Genomic DNA, 18,444 nt, shown 5'->3' on the forward strand with positions numbered 1-18,444 from the left:
GCAGGCGCTCCGGGCCCGGGTCGTCCTGCTGCGCGACCGCCCCGCCGGAGGTCTGACGGCCGCACCGGCCGCGCGCGAGCTGGCCCTCGGCCACGACACACCCGTCAGCGAACTCGAACCGGAGGCCGGCAGCGAGCTCGAGTGCATCGCCGAACTGCTCGCCGTCACCGACTTCGCCGCCGTCTACCTCTCGCTGGCCCTGGCGGGCGAGGCCGAACCGTCCTAGGGCGCTTCGGCGCGGGAGAGGCCCCGGCCGGTGCGCCCCGGGGGCGTGCGGGTGCCCCGCGCACGGCGTCGGGCGCGGGGGTGGTGCGGTACCGCCGGGGCCTGTGATCCGGACGAAGGGCCCTAGGACGGTTCGGCCTCGCCCGCCAGGGCCAGCGAGAGGTAGACGGCGGCGAAGTCGGTGACGGCGAGCAGTTCGGCGATGCACTCGAGCTCGCTGCCGGCCTCCGGTTCGAGTTCGCTGACGGGTGTGTCGTGGCCGAGGGCCAGCTCGCGCGCGGCCGGTGCGGCCGTCAGACCTCCGGCGGGGCGGTCGCGCAGCAGGACGACCCGGGCCCGGAGCGCCTGCTGTTCGTCGACCCGGTCGCGGAAGAAGTCGTCGGGGTCGGCGCCGGAGGCGAAGCCCCCGACCAGCAGCACGCCGTGCGCGGGGAGCGCCTCGGGCAGTTCGGCGGCGAGGGCCGGGCGGCCGGCGAGTTCGGCGAGGACGGCGGCGAAACGGCGGCCGGCGGGGGCCGCGCCGATGCCCTCGGTCCAGATCAGCGGGACGCTGTCGGCGAGTTCGGCGGCCAGGGTCTTGGCCGGGTTGCTGTAGGTCGCGATGGCGGGCCCGCAGCGTTCGGCGGCGCGGTCGAGCCGGTCGGCGACCTTGTCGAGCGCCTCCGGGGGCGCTTCGAGGAGGCCCACCCGGTCGAGGAGCGCGAGGAGCGGGGTGAACAGCGCCCAGAGCGCGCTGGGGCTCGCCGCCCGTCCCTCCTCGTACAGCTCGTTGGGCGAGGTGGCCATGGGCACCACCAGCCCGTGCGCGCCGTCCACGGCCTCGGAGAGCGGGGAGGCGCCGGGGGTGACGGCGACGACGGAACAGCCGCGCCGGTACGCCTGCTCGACGAGAAGGGCGAGGCCCGGCTCGCTGCCGTCCGTGGTGACGACGAGCAGCAGGTCGAGGGAGCCCGCCCAGCCGGGCAGCGTCCAGCGCAAGGCGCCGGGGGCGTGTGCCACGCCGGTGGGCCGCAGACCGATGACGGGGGCGGACGCGCCGGCCAGGGCGCCGATCAGGTCGGCGACGCCGGAGGCGGCGGTGCCCGGCCCGGCCACCAGGACGGTCCTGGGCCTTCCCTCGGGCGTGAGGTCCGCGATGCCCGCCTCGGACGCGTGCCGGGCGGCGGTGCGTACGCGTGCCCCTGCCTCGGCGGCTCCTCGCAGGAGCCCTCTGTGGTCGATGCGTGCGAGAGCGTCCGGCGCGTCGAGGAGCGACTCGTCGAGCATGGGGTTGGCCTCCGATCGCCGTACGCGTGCGAGGGGGTCGGTGTGTGGTTGTCTCCGGCCGCGTCAGGCGGGCCGGCGTGCCTCGTCGACCAGGAGGACCGGAATGCCGTCCCGGACCGGGTAGGCCAGGCCGCAGTCGGTACCGGTGCAGATCAGCTCCGGGGTCTGTGCCGACGAGCGGTCGTCGAGGGGGGCGTGGCACGCCGGGCAGGCGAGGATCTCCAGGAGGCCGGCTTCGAGCGGCATGACAGCGATGTCCCTTCGGGGCGGTCGCGGGCCGGCCGGTCGGTGTTCTCGGGCCGGACGCGCGGTTCGTGGTCGTACGGATCGGGCTTCGTCAGCCTACCGCCGGGCGGTGGGGTGCGGCTCGTTCTGGGCAGGGGTGCCGGGTGGCGCCTCCGCGGGGGCGGACGGAGGCCCCGGAGGGGCGGGGCGCGACGGCCCCGGCCCGTCTCCGGGCGGCCGGGGTCATGCGCCGCGCACGAGCGCCAGCACCTCGTCGCGGATCTTGGCCATGGTCGCCTCGTCGCGTGCCTCGACGTTGAGGCGCAGCAGCGGTTCCGTGTTGGACGGGCGCAGGTTGAACCACCAGTCGGCGGCCGCCACGGTGAGCCCGTCGAGGTCGTCGGTGCCGACGCCGTCGCGGCCGGCGAAGGCCTCGCGGACGGCCGCGGCGCGGCCCGTCTGGTCGTCGACCTCGGAGTTGATCTCGCCGGACGCGGCGTAGCGGTCGTACGCCTCGACCAGCGCGGACAGCGGCTCCGGCTGGGAGCCGAGCGCGGCGAGCACGTGGAGCGCCGCGAGCATGCCGGTGTCGGCGTTCCAGAAGTCGCGGAAGTAGTAGTGGGCGGAGTGCTCGCCGCCGAAGACGGCGCCGGTGCGGGCCATCTCCTCCTTGATGAAGGAGTGCCCCACCCGTGTGCGCACGGGGTTGCCGCCGTGTTCGCGGACGACCTCCGGGACGGACCAGGAGGTGATCAGGTTGTGGATCACCGTGCCGCCGGGGTGAGCGGCGAGTTCGCGGCGGGCCACCAGGGCGGTGATCGCGGACGGGGAGACCCCGGCGCCGCGCTCGTCGACGACGAAGCACCGGTCGGCGTCGCCGTCGAAGGCGAGCCCGAGATCGGCCCCCTCCTCGCGCACCCGGGCCTGCAGGTCGACGAGGTTGGCCGGGTCGAGGGGGTTGGCCTCGTGGTTGGGGAAGGTGCCGTCCAGCTCGAAGTACATCGGCAACAGGGTGACCGGGAGCGAGCGCAGGACGGTGGGGACGGTGTGGCCGCCCATGCCGTTGCCCGCGTCGACGACGACCTTGAGGGGGCGCATCGCGGAGAGGTCGACCAGCGACAGCAGATGGGCCGCGTAGTCGTCCAGGGTCTCCCGCTCGGTGATCGTGCCGGGCACGCCGGCGGGGGCCGGGCCGGCGCCGTCCGCGGTCCAGCCCTCGACGAGTGCCCGGATGTCGGCGAGGCCGGAGTCCTGACCGACGGGTGCGGCCCCGGCCCGGCACATCTTGATGCCGTTGTACTGCGCCGGGTTGTGCGAGGCGGTGAACATCGCGCCGGGCAGGCCGAGGCTGCCGGAGGCGAAGTACAGCTGGTCGGTGGAGCAGAGTCCGATCATGGTGACGTCGGCGCCCAGGGCGGCGGCGCCGCGGGCGAACGCCCCGGCCAGGCCGGGCGAGGACGGCCGCATGTCGTGGCCGACGACGACCGCGCCGGCGTCCGTCACCCGGACGAAGGCGGCGCCGAACAGTTCGGCCGTCCCTTCGTCCCACTGATCCGGCACCACGCCGCGGACGTCGTACGCCTTAACGATCTGCGACAGATCAGCAGCCACGGGCCCAATCCTCCTGAAGTCTCGGCAGTCGCATCAAACTACCCGTAGGGCGTGCCGCCGCTGCGGCGGGTTCGCCACCCCGGCGGACGCCGGTGTCCGCCGGGGTGGCGCAGGCGATGCGTCCCGGTACCAACCGGGCGTGTTCCGGGGAGCCTTGGGCGCGGGGCGCGGCCTCCTCGGGAGGAGGGGCCGTACGGCGGGGTGCGGCCGGGTCAGTTGTCCGGGGAGCGGAGCACCCGCAGATGGCCGCGGCGTGCGACCTCCATCGGGTCCGCCGACCTGCGTCCGCCCTGGCCGGTGGCCTCCGCGGCGCGCCCCTGCGGCCGTGCCGCCTCGCGGACCGCGTTCGCCAGGGCTTCGAGATCGTCGCCGCTGGGGCGGGCGGGCGCGGACCCGTCGGTGAGCCGCACGACCTCCCAGCCGCGCGGGGCGGTCAGCCGCTCGCTGTGCTCGGCGCACAGGTCGTAGCAGTGGGGCTCGGCGTAGGTGGCGAGCGGGCCGAGGACCGCAGTCGAGTCGGCATAGACGTACGTCAGTGTCGCGACGGCAGGGCGGCCGCACGCGGTGCGAGAACATCGACGTACAGGGCTCACGACGTTGGACGGTACCGCACTCTTGAGCGGGCTGCGACGACTCTCCACCAGGTCACTCCCCCGTGTCGTGCTGCGGCGTCCGACGATCCGGCAGTTCCGGCAACTGACCTGACCTGCACGGGAAGAGAACCACACGGACGACGACCGCACCCTGGACGGTCACGACTTGGGGTGAATCAGGTCAATCGTGACGAGATCACCGATCGCCGGGGACGCGGATTCGGGCCCAAGCTTGGCCGGATCGTTCAACTGGCGACAAGGTGGCCGTTCCGTGCCCGGCGGGCGGGTCCCGCGGGGCCGCGAGAGTTACCCTGCGTGAGTGAAGGACAGCCCCGTACCGCCGCCCCCGGGCGAGCCGAGACCACGCAGCCGCGACCGCCACGGCCGGGGCATGCGCGGGCCCGTCGCCCCGCCGCAGGTGCCGCTCGCCGCAAGCCGTGCCGAGAGCTTCCGGGACCTGGTCCAGGACTCCGTGGAGCGCCTGGAGCGGCGCTGGCCCGAGCTGGCCGAGGTCGACTTCCTGGTGCTGGAGGTGCCGCGCTCGGTGGACGACTCGGTGCCGCTCGGCAGCGCGGTCCCGGCGGGGAAGGACGGCCCCGCGCGAATCATGGTCTACCGCCGGCCGGTCGAGATCCGGACGAAGAGCCGCGACGAGCGGGCGCTGCTGGTCCACGAGGTGGTGGTCGAGCAGGTCGCCGAGCTGCTCGGGCTCTCGCCCGAGTCGGTCGACCCGCGGTACGGCCAGGACTGACGGCGCCCCGGGCCCGGCGCACGGTCCCGGGGCGCGCAGGTCAGTCGTCGAGCACCGACAGGTCCTGCTCCGCCACCGGGACGGACACCGTCCCCCGGTCGTCGGGCAGGTTCTGCACGGTGAACATCGGGACGCCGCCGTCCGGCGCCTCCAGCATCCGCGAGGCGTGCACCGGGCCGCCGGAGACCGTCTGCACGGTCAGCGCGAACGTCCCCCGGAGCCCGGCCGGCACGGGGGCCGTGATCGTGAGCGTGGTGCCCGCCTTCACGGTGTACGTCTTGACCGCCGCGGTGCCCCCGCGGGTGCCCGCCGAGGCCGTCACCTCGACCTGCGCCGCCGTGCCCGGAGCGGTGAGCGAGAGGAACGACCCCTTGTCCCGGTTGTCGGCGACGGTCGCCCGTGAGCCCACGGGTGCGGCGGCGGGGATGAAGGCGATCTCCTTGCGGTCGCCCTTGCCCCGCACCACCCGCAGCGCCGCGACGACGGGGGTGTCCCGGTCGGCCTCGGCGGGGCTGAGGATCAGGGATCCGGCCTCGCCCCTGGTCACGTCCTTCAGGTCGACCATGGCGGTCATCCCCGCCTTCACCCGCAGCTTCTCGAAGCCCGCCGGGGTGATCGTGCCGGTGGGGCCGGAGAGTTGGACCTTGAGGTCGGCGTCGTCCTGGCCGGGCGCGAAGGCGACCAGCTGGACCGAGGTCGCGTCCGCCGGGATGCCGGGGAGCACCGCGGTGCCCGTGGGGTCGGCGGACGCGGCGAGCCAGTCGCTGCCGTCGGTCTCGTCGGCCGAGCGCACGACCGCGCCGACGCGTCCCGTGCGGGTGGCGACATGGACGGTGACGTCGTCGGCCTTGTCCGCGGTCAGGGTGGACAGCAGCACCGGCACGGCACCGCCGGGCGGGACCGTGATGCCCTCGGTCAGCGTGCTCTTGAGCTCGCCGTCCTTGCCGTACAGCTCGATGTCGGCGACCGCGCTGGTGTCGTCGGGGTTGGTGAGGTGGACGTAGTCCTGGCGCCGCTCCGCGAGGGAGGCGCCGGGGAACCAGAAGTCGGTGTCCGGGGCGGTGCAGCTGACGCCGAGGAGTCCACGGCCGTTGCCCGCGGGGACGGTTGTGGTCTGCTGGGCCGTCCAGCCCGGTGCGAGCGCGCCGGTGGCGGTGCCGACGAGGGCGGGTGCCTCGCCGCCGTCGGCGTCGGCCGCGACGGGCTTGCCGGGCTCCTGGAGGACGACGACGGGCTTGTCCGGGGCTGGCTTCCGCGGCGCCTTCGCCGAGTCCTTCTCGGCGTCCTTCTCTCCGTCGGCGTCCTTCTCGGCGTCGTCCTTCGCGGGAGCGGCCCCGGTGTCCGCCAACACGGAGGCCGACGGGCGCAGTTCGGCCGTGGGCTTCGCGGGCGCGCCGTCATCGTCGGACGCGGCTTTCCCGCCCCCCGCGGGGGTGAAGGAGGTGTACAGCGTCTCGGCCAGTTCGGAGCTGCTGGGCGCGGGGCACAACAGGCTGGACCGTTCGACCGGAAGCCGGGCCGCCGCCTTGTTCTGCGTGGCCGTGGCGCCCTCGGGGGCGGTCAGCGACGCGACGCCGGTGACCGCCGCCAGGGCGGTGACGACCGCGATCAGGGAGATGGTGGTGCGCTTCACTCTCACTCGCCTCGCGTCGTGCCGGGAGCCTGGGAGGGCGGCTCGGGGTACTGGTCGCCGTATCCGTACGGGTCGTGGCCGCGGCCGTCCTGCCGCGGGTAGCCGTCGGGACCGTCCTGCCGGTATCCGTCCGCGCCGCCGGGGCCCCAGGAGCCGTCCTGGTAGGTCTGCTGCGGGTATCCGCCGTCGTCGCCGTAGGGCTGCTCGGCGGGGTACTGCTGCCCTCCGTCGCCGTAGGGCTGCTCACCGGCGTACTGCTGACCGCCGTCGCCGTAGGGCTGCTCACCGGCGTACTGCTGACCGCCGTCGCCGTAGGGCTGCTCACCGGCGTACTGCTGACCGCCGTCGCCGTAGGGCTGCTCGGCGGGGTACTGCTGACCGCCGTCGCCGTACCCGGGGTGCCGGCGGTACGGGTCGCCCGCGCCGGGAGCGTTCGCGTACCCGTCGCCGTACGCGTACGGGTCCTGCGCACCGTCGTCCCAGCCGCCGTACTGCTGCTGTCCGGGCACGGCCGCGTAGGCGTCCGCGGGGGCCTGTCCCTGCGCGTAGGGGTCCGTCTGCGGAGCGGGGTTCTCCGGCTCCGGTTCCGCGCCCTCCGCCTCGGTCCCGGCCTCCGCCTGGGCGCGCAGCCGGCGCGCCCGGCGGCCCTCGCCGGACTCCGGCTGCTGCGGCACGGCCGCGGCGGCCTCCTCCGTGGGCAGGTCGTCGTCGATCTCGCGCCGCCTGCCGGGCAGGGCGAGCACCACGAGGACGAGCGCCAGGAAGGCCTGCGTCCAGACCCAGACGGTGTGCGTCAGCGGGTCCTCGTACGTGAGCACGAGCTTGCCGCCCTCGGCGGGCAGTTCGAAGCCCTGCGCCCAGCCGTCGACGGTCGTCTTCTTCAGCACCCGGCCGCCGACGGTGGCCTGCCACCCTTCGGCGGCATGGTCGGCGATGCGCAGGACCCGGCCCGCGCCGCCCTTGGGGATGTCCGCGTGGGCGCCGACGGTGTCGGACGCGACGGGCAGCGGGTCGTTCGCGCCGTCGACGATCGTCGCGCGGGCGACCTGCCGGTCCACCCGCCACAGCGCGCTGCCGTCGAGCTGGCTGAGCCGGCTGAGGCCCGGCGTGGCGTCGAGGACGCGGCCGGTCGCGCGGGGCACCCCGTCGCGGACGAGGATGTAGCGGATCGCGTAGCCACTGAGCTGGCTGGTCTGGTCGGCTCCGGAGCCGGCGACCAGGTTGGCGACCACCCGGTCCAGACGCGGGTCGCCACCGGCGGCCGCTGCCAGCTCGGCGTCGCCGAGGCGCCCGCCGGAGCCGCGGACCAGGGTGTAGGAGACCGTGGCGGCCGAGGTGCCGCCGAGCACCAGGGTGCGGGGCTGGTCGCGGGTGTCGCTCTCCTCGGCGACGAACGCGGGCACCTGGACGGGGTCGCCGCGGCCCACCGGGCCGGCCGCGCCGTCGAGCATCCACCCCGCCGCGGCGGCGACCGGGGCGAGGCCCGCGGCGAGTGCGACGAGGGCGGCGACGGGCTGCCGCCAGCCGAAGCTCTGCGAGGCGACGCGGCTGCGGCCGCCTTCGGCGCCGAGCACGGCCGCTGCCAGCAGCGCGATGCCGTAGACGAGCGTGGCGGGTCCGGCCCAGCCGGACCCGTTGGTGAGCACGGCGCACACGAACCCCAGCAGGGCCACGGCCCACGCGGTGCGGATGGCGAAGGTGCGCTCGGCCCGCAGCAGGGCGCCCAGTGCGGCCGCGACGATGCCGAGCATCAGCAGACCGCCTGCCGCCCCGGGGCCGCCGGGGCTGATCCCGAGCAGGTCGAGCGCGCCCGCGTCACCGCTGCCGAGGTCGAGACCGGCCTCCCCGAGGAAGCGCGAGGGGCTCGTCAGCAGCTCCAGCGACCAGGGGGCGAGCACCAGCAGCGGGGTGCCGACGACCGCCAGGAAGCGCAGCAGATGAGCGGTGAGGTCCGCACGGCGCAGCACGAGGACGGCGACGCCGGTGACCAGCGCCAGCGGCCACACCACGGGGGTGAAGGCCATGGCGAAGGTCAGCAGCAGCGCGTAGGCCCAGGTCGCGCGCCAGCTGCCGCGGGCGCCGCCGCGGGCCCGCAGGCCGTGCGCGGCGACCGCCGCGCGGGCGATGAGCGGCAGCACGACCGCGAGGACCGCGGTGCCCAGCCGGCCGGTGGCGAGGGCGCCGGTGGCCGCCGGGAGGAAGGCGTAGGCGATGCTCGCCCAGGCGCGCAGCAGCCGGGACTCCACGATCGGCCGGGAGGCGAAGTACGCCGTGAGGCCGGCGAGCGGCACCGAGCAGACCAGGAGCACGGTGAGCGCGAGCCCGGTGGAGCCGAGGAAGAGCCAGGACAGCACCGCGAGGACGGCGAGGTAGGGCGGGGCGGTCTGGGTGCCGCCGGTGCCGACCGGGTGCCAGCTGTCGGCGTGGCGCGCCCAGAGGTCGGAGACGTCGGCGGGCGCGGGCAGCAGGGCGCCGCCGAAGAGCGCGCCGCCGCCGAACAGACCGCGGCAGGCGACCACGGAGACGAGGAGCAGGACGGCGAAGAGCAGCGGGCCGGGCTTGCGGGCGATCTTCTTCAGCCGGGCGAACTGCTCGATCTCCAGGTAGTCGGCGTCGTCTCCGCCGGGACCGGACTCGACCGCTCCGTGGCGGGAGCCGCCGGAGTCGGAGTCGGATCCGCCGAAGTTGGAGACGACCTGCTCGACGGTGGCCCGTACGGTCGCGCCGGGCGGCGGGAAGAGGGGGCGCAGCTCGCTCCCCTCGACGGCCCTGCGGGAGCGTCTGCGGCGCCCGGCGAGGATCCGTTCGGGCCGCAGCAGCACGCCGAAGAGACCCATGACCTCGTCCACGGCCTGCCCGGGCACCTTGCCCACCAGGTAGGCGAGGGTGCGCAGCAGGGTGCCGACGGCCAGGCGCAGCAGCACCCAGGGCAGGACGACGCCCCGGGCGTTGGTGAGCAGGGTGTAGACGGCGCCGGCCTTGTCGACGCGGTGCGGGCTGGCGACCGACCGCCCCGCGCAGTCGACGGTGCGCCGTTCGCGGGCGGCGGCCTCGGCGTGCCGCAGCACGGCGTCGGGGGCGACGAGGACCCGGTGTCCCGCCGAGTGCGCCCGCCAGCAGAGGTCGACGTCGTCGCGCATCAGGGGCAGGCGGCGGTCGAAGCCGCCCAGCTCCTCGTACACGTCGCGCCGGATGAGCATGCCCGCGGAGGAGACCGACAGGACGGAGCGGATCTGGTCGTGCTGCCCCTGGTCCTGCTCGCGCCGGTCGAGCCCGGTCCAGCGGCGGCCGCTGTTGGCGATGGAGACACCGGCCTCCAGCAGCTGCTTGCGGTCGTACCAGCCGCGCAGCTTCGGGCCGACGACGGCCGCATGGGCGTCGGAGTCCGCGACGCGCAGCAGCTCGGCGAGCGCGGTGGGCTCGGGCGCGCAGTCGTCGTGGAGGAGCCAGAGCCACTGCACGGGCTCGCCGTGCGGCAGTTCGGGCATGTCGTACGCCTCGTCCCGCCAGGACCTGGTGACCGGGTCCCAGCCGCTCGGCCGCTTCAGGTAGGGCAGGTCCTCGGGGGTGAGGACGCCGGCGGTCCTGGCCGCCTCGTCGACGGCCGTGCCGAAACCGGTGCGGCGGGCGAGGTGCAGGACGCGGTCGGGGCCGAGGGCCTCGGTGAGCAGCTGGGCCGATGCGTCGGCGCTGCCGGTGTCGGCGGCGACCACGTTCTGCACGGGCCGCTCCTGGCCGAGGAGCCCGGCGAGGGCGTCGGGGAGCCAGCGCGCGCCGTCGTGGGAGACGAGCACGGCGGTGACGACGTGCCGCGGGAACTCGGGCGCGTGTGCCGGGACAAACGCTGCTGTGGTGGCGGACATTGAGGTACGGGGCCTCCGGCCGGGGGTCGCCCCGAAGGGGCGGGGTGCGTCACGGACGGGGCCCCACACTAACGGCTGACATACGAACGGTCCGCCGCCTGTGCGCGAGGCTCAGGCGGCGGACCGTGGGCTATGTCCGCTGTTGTCCTTCTTTGCCGTGGGCTCGGCCGCGGGCCCGTCCGCGGCCGCGACCCCGGTCCCGGGCGCAGCCGCAGTCGTCGCCGCAGGGGCGGCCGGGTACCGGTGGGACGGCCTGCCGGTCGCGTGGTCCCCGCAGGCCGGCGGGGGCTCAGACCGCCGCCTTCTTGAGACGGCGGCGCTCCCGCTCGGAGAGTCCGCCCCAGATGCCGAAGCGTTCGTCGTTGTTGAGGGCGTATTCCAGGCACTCGGACCGCACCTCGCAGGCCAGGCAGACCTTTTTGGCCTCTCTGGTGGAACCGCCCTTCTCGGGGAAGAAGGACTCGGGGTCGGTCTGGGCGCACAATGCGCGCTCCTGCCAGCCGAGTTCCTCGTCCGCGTCCTCGACCAGCAGTTGCTGGAACAGCTCGGTCATGTGCGCCCCTCGTCTGTCTTTGCGTCCCCGTGATGTTGCCGCGATGGTTTTCGGCCGAACGACACGAGTGAAATTACAAGTGTGTGGCTCCGAGCGAGTCAAGCCACGATCTGCTACTGGCCCCGGTATTCACTCTCCGGAACCAAGGCTATGCGGAAAGTGTTGAAATCACCAAAAACCTGACACATGCCAGTGGCCTGGCCGGGCCACCCTCTCGGGGAGGGAGACGTCACACCCGGTGATCCGTTGCGATCGAGCCACCGGAGCGATCCGGATCACAGCGCGGTCGCACAGCACCAACCACGTTCACCGACACGGTTGCTGGCGCGTTTGTCCCCGGTAGGGGCTGCACAAACCTTTCTCCGGGCCCGGCAACCGAAAGGGGTGAAACATTGCCGCCACATCGCCCATCGAGTTGACAGCCGGAGAGCGGACCCGTCACCTTTGATCCCATGCCAGCGACCTCAGCGCACCTCGCGACCCGCCACCGCGGGTACCGCGGCGCTGTCCAGGCGCGCTGTTGCTGTTGCTGTTCCAGCTGTTGATGCCCCCGCGCTCCGGCTGCTTCTCCACTTCTCCGCACTGACGCTTCGCGCACCGCCGTTTGCCGTTTTCTCTCGCAGTGCCGTTTGCCGACATCCCGAGCGACACCCCAGCACTTCCTGCCGAGGACCCCCCGCACCATGAACAGCGACAGCGACCTCCAGATCGCCGGCGACATCCTCGCCGTCCAGCACCTGCTCCAGCCCGCCCGCGAGCACCCGGCCACCGTGGCCGAGTTCGCCGGGCTCGCACGCTCCGTGGCCGCCGACCGGGCGCGCTGGGAGCACCTCGTCGAGTACGACGCCACCTCCCGGTGGTACCACCGGCTCCGGACCGGCCCCGGCTACGAGGTCTGGCTGCTGAGCTGGGTGCCCGGCCAGGGCAGCGGCCTCCACGGGCACGGCGACTCCTCCGGAGTCCTCACCGTCCTCACCGGCGAGCTGACCGAGCGCACGCCGCACGGCGAGCGGACGCTGCGGGAGGGTGCCCAGCGGGTCTTCGCGCCGGGCTACGCGCACGAGGTCGTCAACGACTCCCTCGAAGGCGCGGTCAGCCTCCACGTGTACTACCCGGGCCTGACCGAGATGCCGATGCACACGGCGGCACGCTGCACCGGGGAACCGGCCGCGGTCTGACCGGACGGTCCGCACCGCGCGAGGGGCCACGCCCGCGGAGTCCGGGGACGGCGGGCCGCCCGGCACGCGGCCGTGGTCCGCGACGGCCTCGGGCGTCCGGCCCCGCGCTCCCACCGAACCGGCCGTGACCGGCCACCACCCCGACCGCGGCCGTGACCGGCCTGCGACACTGTGTGCATGCGCATTGTGGTTCTGGCCGGCGGTATCGGCGGCGCCCGTTTCCTCCGCGGCCTGAGGCAGGCGGCTCCCGGGGCGGACGTCACGGTGATCGGCAACACCGGTGACGACATCCATCTGTTCGGACTGAAGGTCTGCCCCGACCTCGACACCGTGATGTACACCCTCGGCGGTGGCATCGACGAGGAGCAGGGCTGGGGCCGCGAGGACGAGACCTTCCGCGTCAAGGAGGAGCTCGCCGCCTACGGCGTGGGGCCCGCGTGGTTCGGGCTCGGAGACCGCGACTTCGCGACGCACATCGTCCGCACCCAGATGCTCGCCGCGGGCTACCCGCTGAGCGCCGTCACCGAGGCGCTGTGCGCCCGGTGGAACCCCGGCGTGCGGCTGCTGCCCATGTCCGACGACCGGGTCGAGACGCATGTCGCCGTCACCCTCGACGGGGAACGCAGGGTCGTCCACTTCCAGGAGTACTGGGTCCGGCTGCGCGCCTCCGTGGACGCCGAGGCCGTCGTGCCGGTGGGCGCGGAGCAGGCGAAGCCGGGGCCGGGCGTGCTGGAGGCGATCGCCGCCGCGGACGTGATCCTCTTCCCGCCCTCCAACCCCGTCGTCAGCGTGGGCACCATCCTGGCCGTGCCCGGGATCCGCGAGGCCGTCGCCGAGGCGGGCGTGCCGGTGGTGGGCCTGTCCCCCATCGTCGGCGGCGCTCCCGTGCGGGGCATGGCCGACAAGGTGCTCGCGGCGGTGGGGGTCGAGGCGACCGCGGCCGCGGTCGCCCGTCACTACGGCTCCGGGCTGCTCGACGGGTGGCTGGTCGACTCCGTGGACGCCGCGGCGGTGGACGAGGTCGAGGCGGCGGGCATCCGCTGCCGCGCTGTGCCGCTGATGATGACCGACACCGACGCCACCGCCGAGATGGCCCGTGCCGCACTGGCGCTGGCCGAGGAGGTCCGGGCGTGAGCGCGCCGTCGCTGGCCGTGTGGGCGCCGCCCGGGATCGGCGAGGTCCGGCCCGGGGACGATCCGGCCAAGCTGATCGCCGCCGCGGCCCCGGCACTGGCCGACGGCGACATCCTGCTCGTGACGTCGAAGATCGTCAGCAAGGCGGAGGGCCGGATCGTCGAGGCGGCCGACCGGGAGGCGGCGATCGACGCGGAGACCGTCCGGGTCGTCGCCCGGCGCGGCCTCCTGCGGATCGTGGAGAACCGGCAGGGCCTCGTCATGGCCGCCGCCGGGGTCGACGCCTCCAACACCCCCGCGGGCACGGTGCTGTTGCTGCCCGAGGACCCGGACGCCTCGGCCCGCGCGATCCGGCGGGGACTGCGGGAGGCGCTCGGCGTCCGCGTCGGGGTCGTCGTCACCGACACGTTCGGCCGGCCCTGGCGTGCCGGGCTCACCGACGTCGCGATCGGCGCGTCGGGCGTGCGCGTCCTGGACGACCTGCGCGGCGGCACCGATGCCCACGGCAACCCGCTGAGCGCCACGGTGGTCGCCGTCGCCGACGAACTCGCCGCGGCGGGCGACCTGGTGAAGGGCAAGGCGGCCGGGCTGCCGGTCGCGGTGGTGCGCGGCCTCGCGCATCTGGTCACCGACGAGGCCGACGAGTCCGACGGCACGGGTGCCTCCGCCTCCGGTGCGGGAGAGGCGGCCGGGGCTCGGGCGCTGGTGCGCGACTCCCGGGACGACATGTTCCGGCTCGGCACCTCGGAGGCGGTCCGTGAGGCCGTGACGCAGCGGCGCACGGTGCGCGAGTTCACCGACGAGCCGGTCGACGGCGGCGCGGTGCGCCGCGCGGTCGCGGCGGCGGTCACCGCCCCGGCGCCGCACCACACGACACCCTGGCGGTTCGTGCTCCTGGAGTCGGAGTCCTCCCGGCTGCGGCTGCTGGACGCCATGCGTGACGCGTGGATCGCGGACCTGCGGCGGGACGGGAAGTCCGAGGAGTCGATCGCCAAGCGGGTGCGGCGCGGCGACGTGCTGCGCAACGCGCCCTACCTGGCGGTGCCCTGCCTGGTCGCCGACGGCGCCCACACCTACGGCGACGAGCGGCGCGACGCCGCCGAACGCGAGATGTTCGTGGTCGCGGCCGGCGCGGGCGTGCAGAACTTCCTGGTCGCCCTGGCGGGTGAGCACCTGGGGTCGGCCTGGGTGTCGTCGACGATGTTCTGCCGGGACGTGGTGCGCGAGGTGCTGGCGCTGCCCGCCGACTGGGACCCGATGGGCGCGGTGGCGATCGGCCACCCCACGACCCAGCCCCCGCCCCGCGCGGGCCGCCCGGCGGAGTCGTTCATCACGGTGCGCTGAGCTGTCCCGGAGCGGGACGAGGGGGCGCCGGCACGGCGGCACGGTGCCGGGCGCCCGGCACACGGGGCCGGGCGCGAGGCCCGGCACACGGGCTCCGGCGCAAGCACCCGGTGCACGGGGGCGGTGCACGAGGCCCCGGTCACGGCGTCCGATGCCCGCCTCCGGCGCGACGCCTCCGGTCCCGGAAGCTCCGCAACACGGCGAGGCGGAGGGGCCCGCCCGGGACCCGGGGCAGGTCCGGGACCCGGCGCGAGGCCCCGCACACGGGCTCCGGCGCAAGCGCCCGGTACACGGCGGCCGGCACACGGGCTCCGGCGCAAGCACCCGGTGCACGGGGCCGGTGCACGAGGCCCCGGTCACGGCGGCCGGTGCCCGCCTCCGGCGCGACGCGTCCCGGTCCCGGAAGCTCCGGGGCACGGCGCGAGGCGAAGGGGCCCGCCCGGGACCCGGGGGCGGTGCGGGTGCGGGTGGTGCGGCAGCCGGCGGCGGCGCTCCGCCGCGCCCGTCACCAGCGGGCGATGTCGACGCGCCGCATCTTGGGCTCGCGCCGGGGCGGGATGCGGCCCGAGAGGAGGATGAGGCGGGCCGCCCGGTGGCGCTGGCCCTCGTACGGGGCGAGGAGTTCCAGCATCGCCGCGTCGTCGGTGTTGCGGTCGCCGGCGAGTGCCCAGCCGACGATGCGGGGCAGGTGCAGGTCCCCCACCGTCACGGCGTCCGCCGCGCCGTTGCTGCGCTGGACGGTCTCCGCCGAGGTCCAGGGGCCGATGCCGGGGATCAGCTCCAGCCGGGCCATGGCCTCCGGGGCCGGCATCGACGCCGCCTCCTCCAGCCGTCGCGCGGACCGCACGGCGCGCAGGATCGTCGAGGCGCGCTTGTCGTCCACCCCGGCCCGGTGCCACTCCCACGAGGGGATCAGCGCCCAGCCGCGCGGATCCGGCATCACATGGAGCCGCATCTCGGGTCCGGGCGCGGGCTCGCCGAACGTGCGGACGAGGAGCCGCCAGGCGCGGTACGCCTCGTCGGTCGTGATCTTCTGTTCGAGGATCGAGGGGATCAGGGACTCCAGCACCAGCCCGGTGCGCAGCAGCCTCAGACCGGGGCGGCGGTGCCGGGAGGCGGCGACCAGCCGGTGGCGGGGCGCGAAGGCGTCCGGGTCGTCGGACGCGCCGAGCAGATCCGGCAGCCGGTCGAGCAGCCAGGCCGCGCCGGCCCCCCACGCCTCGGCCTCGACCGTGCCGCCGCGCAGTGCGACCCGCAGGGTGCCGGGGCCCTCGGGGGTGCGGGTGGCCCGCCAGACCGAGCCGTCGGGCGTCGTGCGGAACGTGGGGTCGGCCGGTCCCCGCCGCAGCGGCCCGAGGACCAGGGCGAGGTCCAGGGGCCAGGGCGGGGTCCAGCTGCGGGTGCGCGGGGCGGTCGGCCGGCGGGGGACGTCCGCGGGTACGGGGGCGGCGCCGCGCACGCCCGCGCGGCGCGCACCCGGTTCGAATCGCCCTGCCATGCGCTTCAGGCTACTGGTCGGACGAGAAGCGGACGGCACCCGCGGGGAGCACCGCGTCGCACCACACCCGTGCGCCGTCCCTGAGCTCGTTGTCCTCCCCGACGACGGCGCCGTCGCCGACGACCACGCCGGAGAGCACCGTACGGGCGCCGATCCGCGCTCCCTGGCCGACGAGCGACCCGGAGATGACCGCGCCGGCCTCCACGACCGCGCCCGCGAGGACGGCGCTGCCGTCGATCCGGGCGTCCTCGGCCACGACCGCCCCCTCCGCGACGACGGTGCCGCCGGTGAGCTTGGCGCCGGGCGCGACGCGCGCGGTGGGCAGCACCAGCCGGTCGCCGCGGCGGCCCGGCACGGCGGGCGACGGCGCGCGGCCGAGCACCAGGTCGGCCGAGCCGCGGACGAAGGCGTGCGGGGTGCCGAGGTCCAGCCAGTAGGTGGAGTCGACCATGCCCTGGAGGTGGGCGCCGGCGCTCAGCAGCCCGGGGAAGGTCTCGCGCTCGACGGAGACCGGGCGGTCGGCCGGGATCGCGTCGATCACGGAACGCCGGAACACGTAGGCGCCGGCGTTGATCTGGTCGGTGACGATCTCCTCGGGGGTCTGCGGCTTCTCCAGGAAGGCCGTGACACGTCCCGTGCCGTCGGTCGGCACCAGGCCGAAGGCGCGTGGGTCGTCGACGCGCGTGAGGTGGAGGGAGACGTCCGCGTCGCAGGAGCGGTGGGTCTCGACGAGGGCCGGGATGTCGAGACCGGTGAGGATGTCGCCGTTGAAGACGAGCACCGGGTCGTCGGGTCCGGACCGCAGGCGCGAGGCGACGTTGCGTATCGCGCCGCCGGTGCCGAGCGGCTCCCGTTCGGTGACGTACTCGAGGTGCAGGCCGAGGGCCGAGCCGTCGCCGAAGTACGGCTCGAAGACCTCGGCCAGGTAGGAGGTGGCGAGCACGATGTGCTCGACGCCGGCCGCCCGGGCCCGCGCCAGCTGGTGGGTGAGGAAGGGGACACCGGCTGCCGGCACCATCGGCTTGGGGGTGCGGACGGTGAGCGGACGCAGCCGGGTGCCCTTGCCTCCGACCAGGAGAATGGCTTCTGGGGCCTGGTTCAATGCGGTCTCTGCTTCCTGCTGGGGCCGGGCACGGTCGCCGGTGGGACCGGCCAGTTTATGCAGGCACTCCGTGCGGCCCCGCAGGGGCGGGTCAGCGGCCCTGGTAGGAGGCCGATGCCGAGCGGATGGTGCCGAGCTTGCCGTAGAGGCGGCTGCCGGGGCAGTCCGTGACGAACCCGTCCCGGTGGCCGGCGACGGCGTTCATGGCGACCTTCCTGCCCTTCGCGTACTTTCCGCTTCCTCCCGAGGTGAGGGTCACCTTGCCCTTGGGGTTGATCCCGTGCAGCCCGAGCTTCCACGCGGTCAGCTTGGCGACCGCGGTCACCGCCGCCGCCGGCGGATTGGACGAACTGTACGTCCCGAGTACGGCGATACCGGTGCTGTTCGTGTTGAAACCGAGGGTGTGCGCCCCGAGCACCGGCTTGGCCACGCCTCCCGCCCGGCCTTCGTAGATGTTTCCGCACTTGTCGACCGCGAAGTTGTAGCCGAGGTCCCGCCAGCCGCTGCTCTTGACGTGGTAGCGGTACATACTGCGGATGACGGAGGGCGCCTGGGCGCAGGTGTAGTTGTTGCCCGTGGCGCTGTGGTGGACGAAGGCCGCCTTCACCGTCGAGGTGTAGACGAAGCTCTTCTCCCGCAGCGACTCGTCGGCGCCCCACCCCTTGCGGGTCACGATGCGCGGCCGGGGGCCGATGTAGGGCTTGGCGGCCGCCGCGTCCACGACGAGGTCGCCGGAGGCGGCCGCCTCCGCCTCGGTGTCGAGCTGGTTGAGTTCCGGGATCTCCAGGCCGCCGACGGGGGTGCGGCCGGTCGCGCCGCCGGGGGCGGRGCCCGGGGCTCCGGTGCCCGCGGCCGGGGGGTCCTCGCCGGGGTCGACGAGTTCGAGGCGCATGCCCTCGGGGAGGTCGGCGGTGCTGCCGTCCGCCTGCCGCACCCGTACCTCGACGCCGTCGGAGGCGCCGACCCACAGGGGTGCGGTGGAGCCGCGGACCCGGCCGGACTCGCTCTCGGCGGTGCCGGGGTCGGCGGCATGGTCGCCGTTGTGGGTCTCGACCTGCTGCCAGGCGGACCAGGTGCCGGTGGAGACGGCGCGGGTGCGGACCTCGACGGTGCCGTCGAGTTCGGCGGCGGCGTTCTCCCAGACGAGGCCGAGCAGCGAGAACGGCTCGACGGCCCGCCGTGCCAGGCCCTGCGGGGCGGCGCCGTGCGCCCGGCCCGAGGGGGTTTCGGCGAGTGGCTCCAGTGGGAGTGACCGGGTGCTTCCGGGCACGTCCGGCGCCCGGAGGGGCGCGGCGGCGGCGGCGCCCGTCGTGAGGGTCAGCGGGAGGGCGAGCGCGGCCACGCACGCCACGGAGATCGAAGATGCCAGGTATCCACGCATGTCAAGGATCCTGGAAGCGGCGTGGCGGCTTCGCCCGCCGGGAATCGGGGCGGGCATCCGGCCGACCGGGGTACGCGTCCGCTGCCGC

15 protein-coding genes are annotated in these 18,444 nt (G+C 75.0%); 5 read left to right on the forward strand and 10 right to left on the reverse strand.

Going from position 1 to position 18,444, the window contains the following annotated elements; translation table 11 throughout:
- A partial coding sequence (locus tag EAO77_RS04020) for an SIS domain-containing protein (RefSeq protein WP_315986076.1) occupies positions 1-226 on the forward strand: 226 nt, incomplete at its 5' end.
- Positions 227-348: 122 nt separating this feature from the next.
- Here EAO77_RS04020 and EAO77_RS04025 read toward each other — a convergent pair.
- From EAO77_RS04025 to EAO77_RS04040, 4 genes are all read right to left on the reverse strand, one after another.
- A complete protein-coding gene (locus tag EAO77_RS04025) occupies positions 349-1,491 on the reverse strand; it encodes an SIS domain-containing protein (protein ID WP_147986735.1) in 1,143 nt (380 codons plus the stop codon).
- 63 nt (positions 1,492-1,554) lie between these two features.
- Positions 1,555-1,737, reverse strand: coding sequence for a Trm112 family protein (locus EAO77_RS04030; protein ID WP_147986736.1), 183 nt, complete (start codon positions 1,735-1,737; stop codon positions 1,555-1,557).
- Positions 1,738-1,959: 222 nt separating this feature from the next.
- Positions 1,960-3,327 (reverse strand): phosphomannomutase/phosphoglucomutase, encoded by a 1,368-nt coding sequence (locus EAO77_RS04035; RefSeq protein WP_147986737.1) that lies wholly within the window; start codon positions 3,325-3,327, stop codon positions 1,960-1,962.
- Positions 3,328-3,539: 212 nt separating this feature from the next.
- Positions 3,540-3,968 (reverse strand): DUF3499 domain-containing protein, encoded by a 429-nt coding sequence (locus EAO77_RS04040; RefSeq protein ID WP_147986738.1) that lies wholly within the window; start codon positions 3,966-3,968, stop codon positions 3,540-3,542.
- Between the two features lie 271 nt (positions 3,969-4,239).
- On the opposite strand from EAO77_RS04040, the gene EAO77_RS04045 reads away from it, so the two are divergent.
- Entirely contained in the window at positions 4,240-4,671 is a 432-nt protein-coding gene (locus EAO77_RS04045) for a metallopeptidase family protein (protein WP_147986739.1), read from the forward strand.
- A gap of 40 nt (positions 4,672-4,711) precedes the next feature.
- Here EAO77_RS04045 and EAO77_RS04050 read toward each other — a convergent pair whose 3' ends face one another.
- From EAO77_RS04050 to EAO77_RS04060, 3 genes are all read right to left on the reverse strand, one after another.
- Positions 4,712-6,304, reverse strand: coding sequence for a DUF5719 family protein (locus EAO77_RS04050; protein WP_147986740.1), 1,593 nt, complete (start codon positions 6,302-6,304; stop codon positions 4,712-4,714).
- Between the two features lie 2 nt (positions 6,305-6,306).
- On the reverse strand, positions 6,307-10,167 hold the full coding sequence (locus EAO77_RS04055) for a glycosyltransferase (protein WP_147986741.1): 3,861 nt from the start codon (positions 10,165-10,167) through the stop codon (positions 6,307-6,309).
- Positions 10,168-10,456: 289 nt separating this feature from the next.
- Positions 10,457-10,720 (reverse strand): WhiB family transcriptional regulator, encoded by a 264-nt coding sequence (locus tag EAO77_RS04060; RefSeq protein ID WP_018846780.1) that lies wholly within the window; start codon positions 10,718-10,720, stop codon positions 10,457-10,459.
- A gap of 683 nt (positions 10,721-11,403) precedes the next feature.
- Between EAO77_RS04060 and EAO77_RS04070 the strand changes: the two genes are divergently transcribed.
- The 3 genes from EAO77_RS04070 (at position 11,404) to EAO77_RS04080 (ending at position 14,375) form a co-directional block, all read left to right on the forward strand.
- Positions 11,404-11,898 carry a cysteine dioxygenase gene (locus EAO77_RS04070; RefSeq protein WP_147986742.1) on the forward strand — a complete coding sequence of 165 codons (495 nt, stop codon included), beginning with the start codon at positions 11,404-11,406 and terminating at the stop codon, positions 11,896-11,898.
- A 177-nt stretch (positions 11,899-12,075) separates the two neighbouring features.
- A complete protein-coding gene (gene cofD / locus EAO77_RS04075; RefSeq protein WP_147986743.1) occupies positions 12,076-13,032 on the forward strand; it encodes a 2-phospho-L-lactate transferase in 957 nt (318 codons plus the stop codon).
- Positions 13,029-14,375, forward strand: a complete 1,347-nt coding sequence (locus EAO77_RS04080) for a coenzyme F420-0:L-glutamate ligase (RefSeq protein WP_147986744.1) — start codon at positions 13,029-13,031, stop codon at positions 14,373-14,375. The genes cofD and EAO77_RS04080 overlap by 4 nt, the downstream gene beginning before the upstream one ends.
- A gap of 505 nt (positions 14,376-14,880) precedes the next feature.
- Here EAO77_RS04080 and EAO77_RS04085 read toward each other — a convergent pair.
- The 3 genes from EAO77_RS04085 to EAO77_RS04095 form a co-directional block, all read right to left on the reverse strand.
- Positions 14,881-15,873, reverse strand: coding sequence for a DNA-3-methyladenine glycosylase family protein (locus EAO77_RS04085; protein ID WP_147986745.1), 993 nt, complete (start codon positions 15,871-15,873; stop codon positions 14,881-14,883).
- A gap of 10 nt (positions 15,874-15,883) precedes the next feature.
- Complete coding sequence (locus EAO77_RS04090) at positions 15,884-16,975, reverse strand: NDP-sugar synthase (RefSeq protein WP_147986746.1); 1,092 nt, start codon at positions 16,973-16,975, stop codon at positions 15,884-15,886.
- Between the two features lie 91 nt (positions 16,976-17,066).
- Complete coding sequence (locus EAO77_RS04095) at positions 17,067-18,356, reverse strand: peptidoglycan recognition protein (RefSeq protein WP_147986747.1); 1,290 nt, start codon at positions 18,354-18,356, stop codon at positions 17,067-17,069.
- Positions 18,357-18,444: the final 88 nt, after the last annotated feature.

Source organism: Streptomyces sp. T39 (assembly GCF_008042045.1).
Lineage (GTDB): Bacteria > Actinomycetota > Actinomycetes > Streptomycetales > Streptomycetaceae > Streptomyces.

Bases quoted from the DNA above. Each gene is read 5' to 3' on its own strand.
- EAO77_RS04085 (WP_147986745.1), bottom strand. From the start codon at position 15,873: ATGGCAGGGCGATTCGAACCGGGTGCGCGCCGCGCGGGCGTGCGCGGC.
- EAO77_RS04060 (WP_018846780.1), bottom strand. From the start codon at position 10,720: ATGACCGAGCTGTTCCAGCAACTGCTGGTCGAGGACGCGGACGAGGAA.
- EAO77_RS04030 (WP_147986736.1), bottom strand. From the start codon at position 1,737: ATGCCGCTCGAAGCCGGCCTCCTGGAGATCCTCGCCTGCCCGGCGTGC.
- EAO77_RS04025 (WP_147986735.1), bottom strand. From the start codon at position 1,491: ATGCTCGACGAGTCGCTCCTCGACGCGCCGGACGCTCTCGCACGCATC.
- EAO77_RS04055 (WP_147986741.1), bottom strand. From the start codon at position 10,167: ATGTCCGCCACCACAGCAGCGTTTGTCCCGGCACACGCGCCCGAGTTC.
- EAO77_RS04070 (WP_147986742.1), top strand. From the start codon at position 11,404: ATGAACAGCGACAGCGACCTCCAGATCGCCGGCGACATCCTCGCCGTC.
- cofD (WP_147986743.1), top strand. From the start codon at position 12,076: ATGCGCATTGTGGTTCTGGCCGGCGGTATCGGCGGCGCCCGTTTCCTC.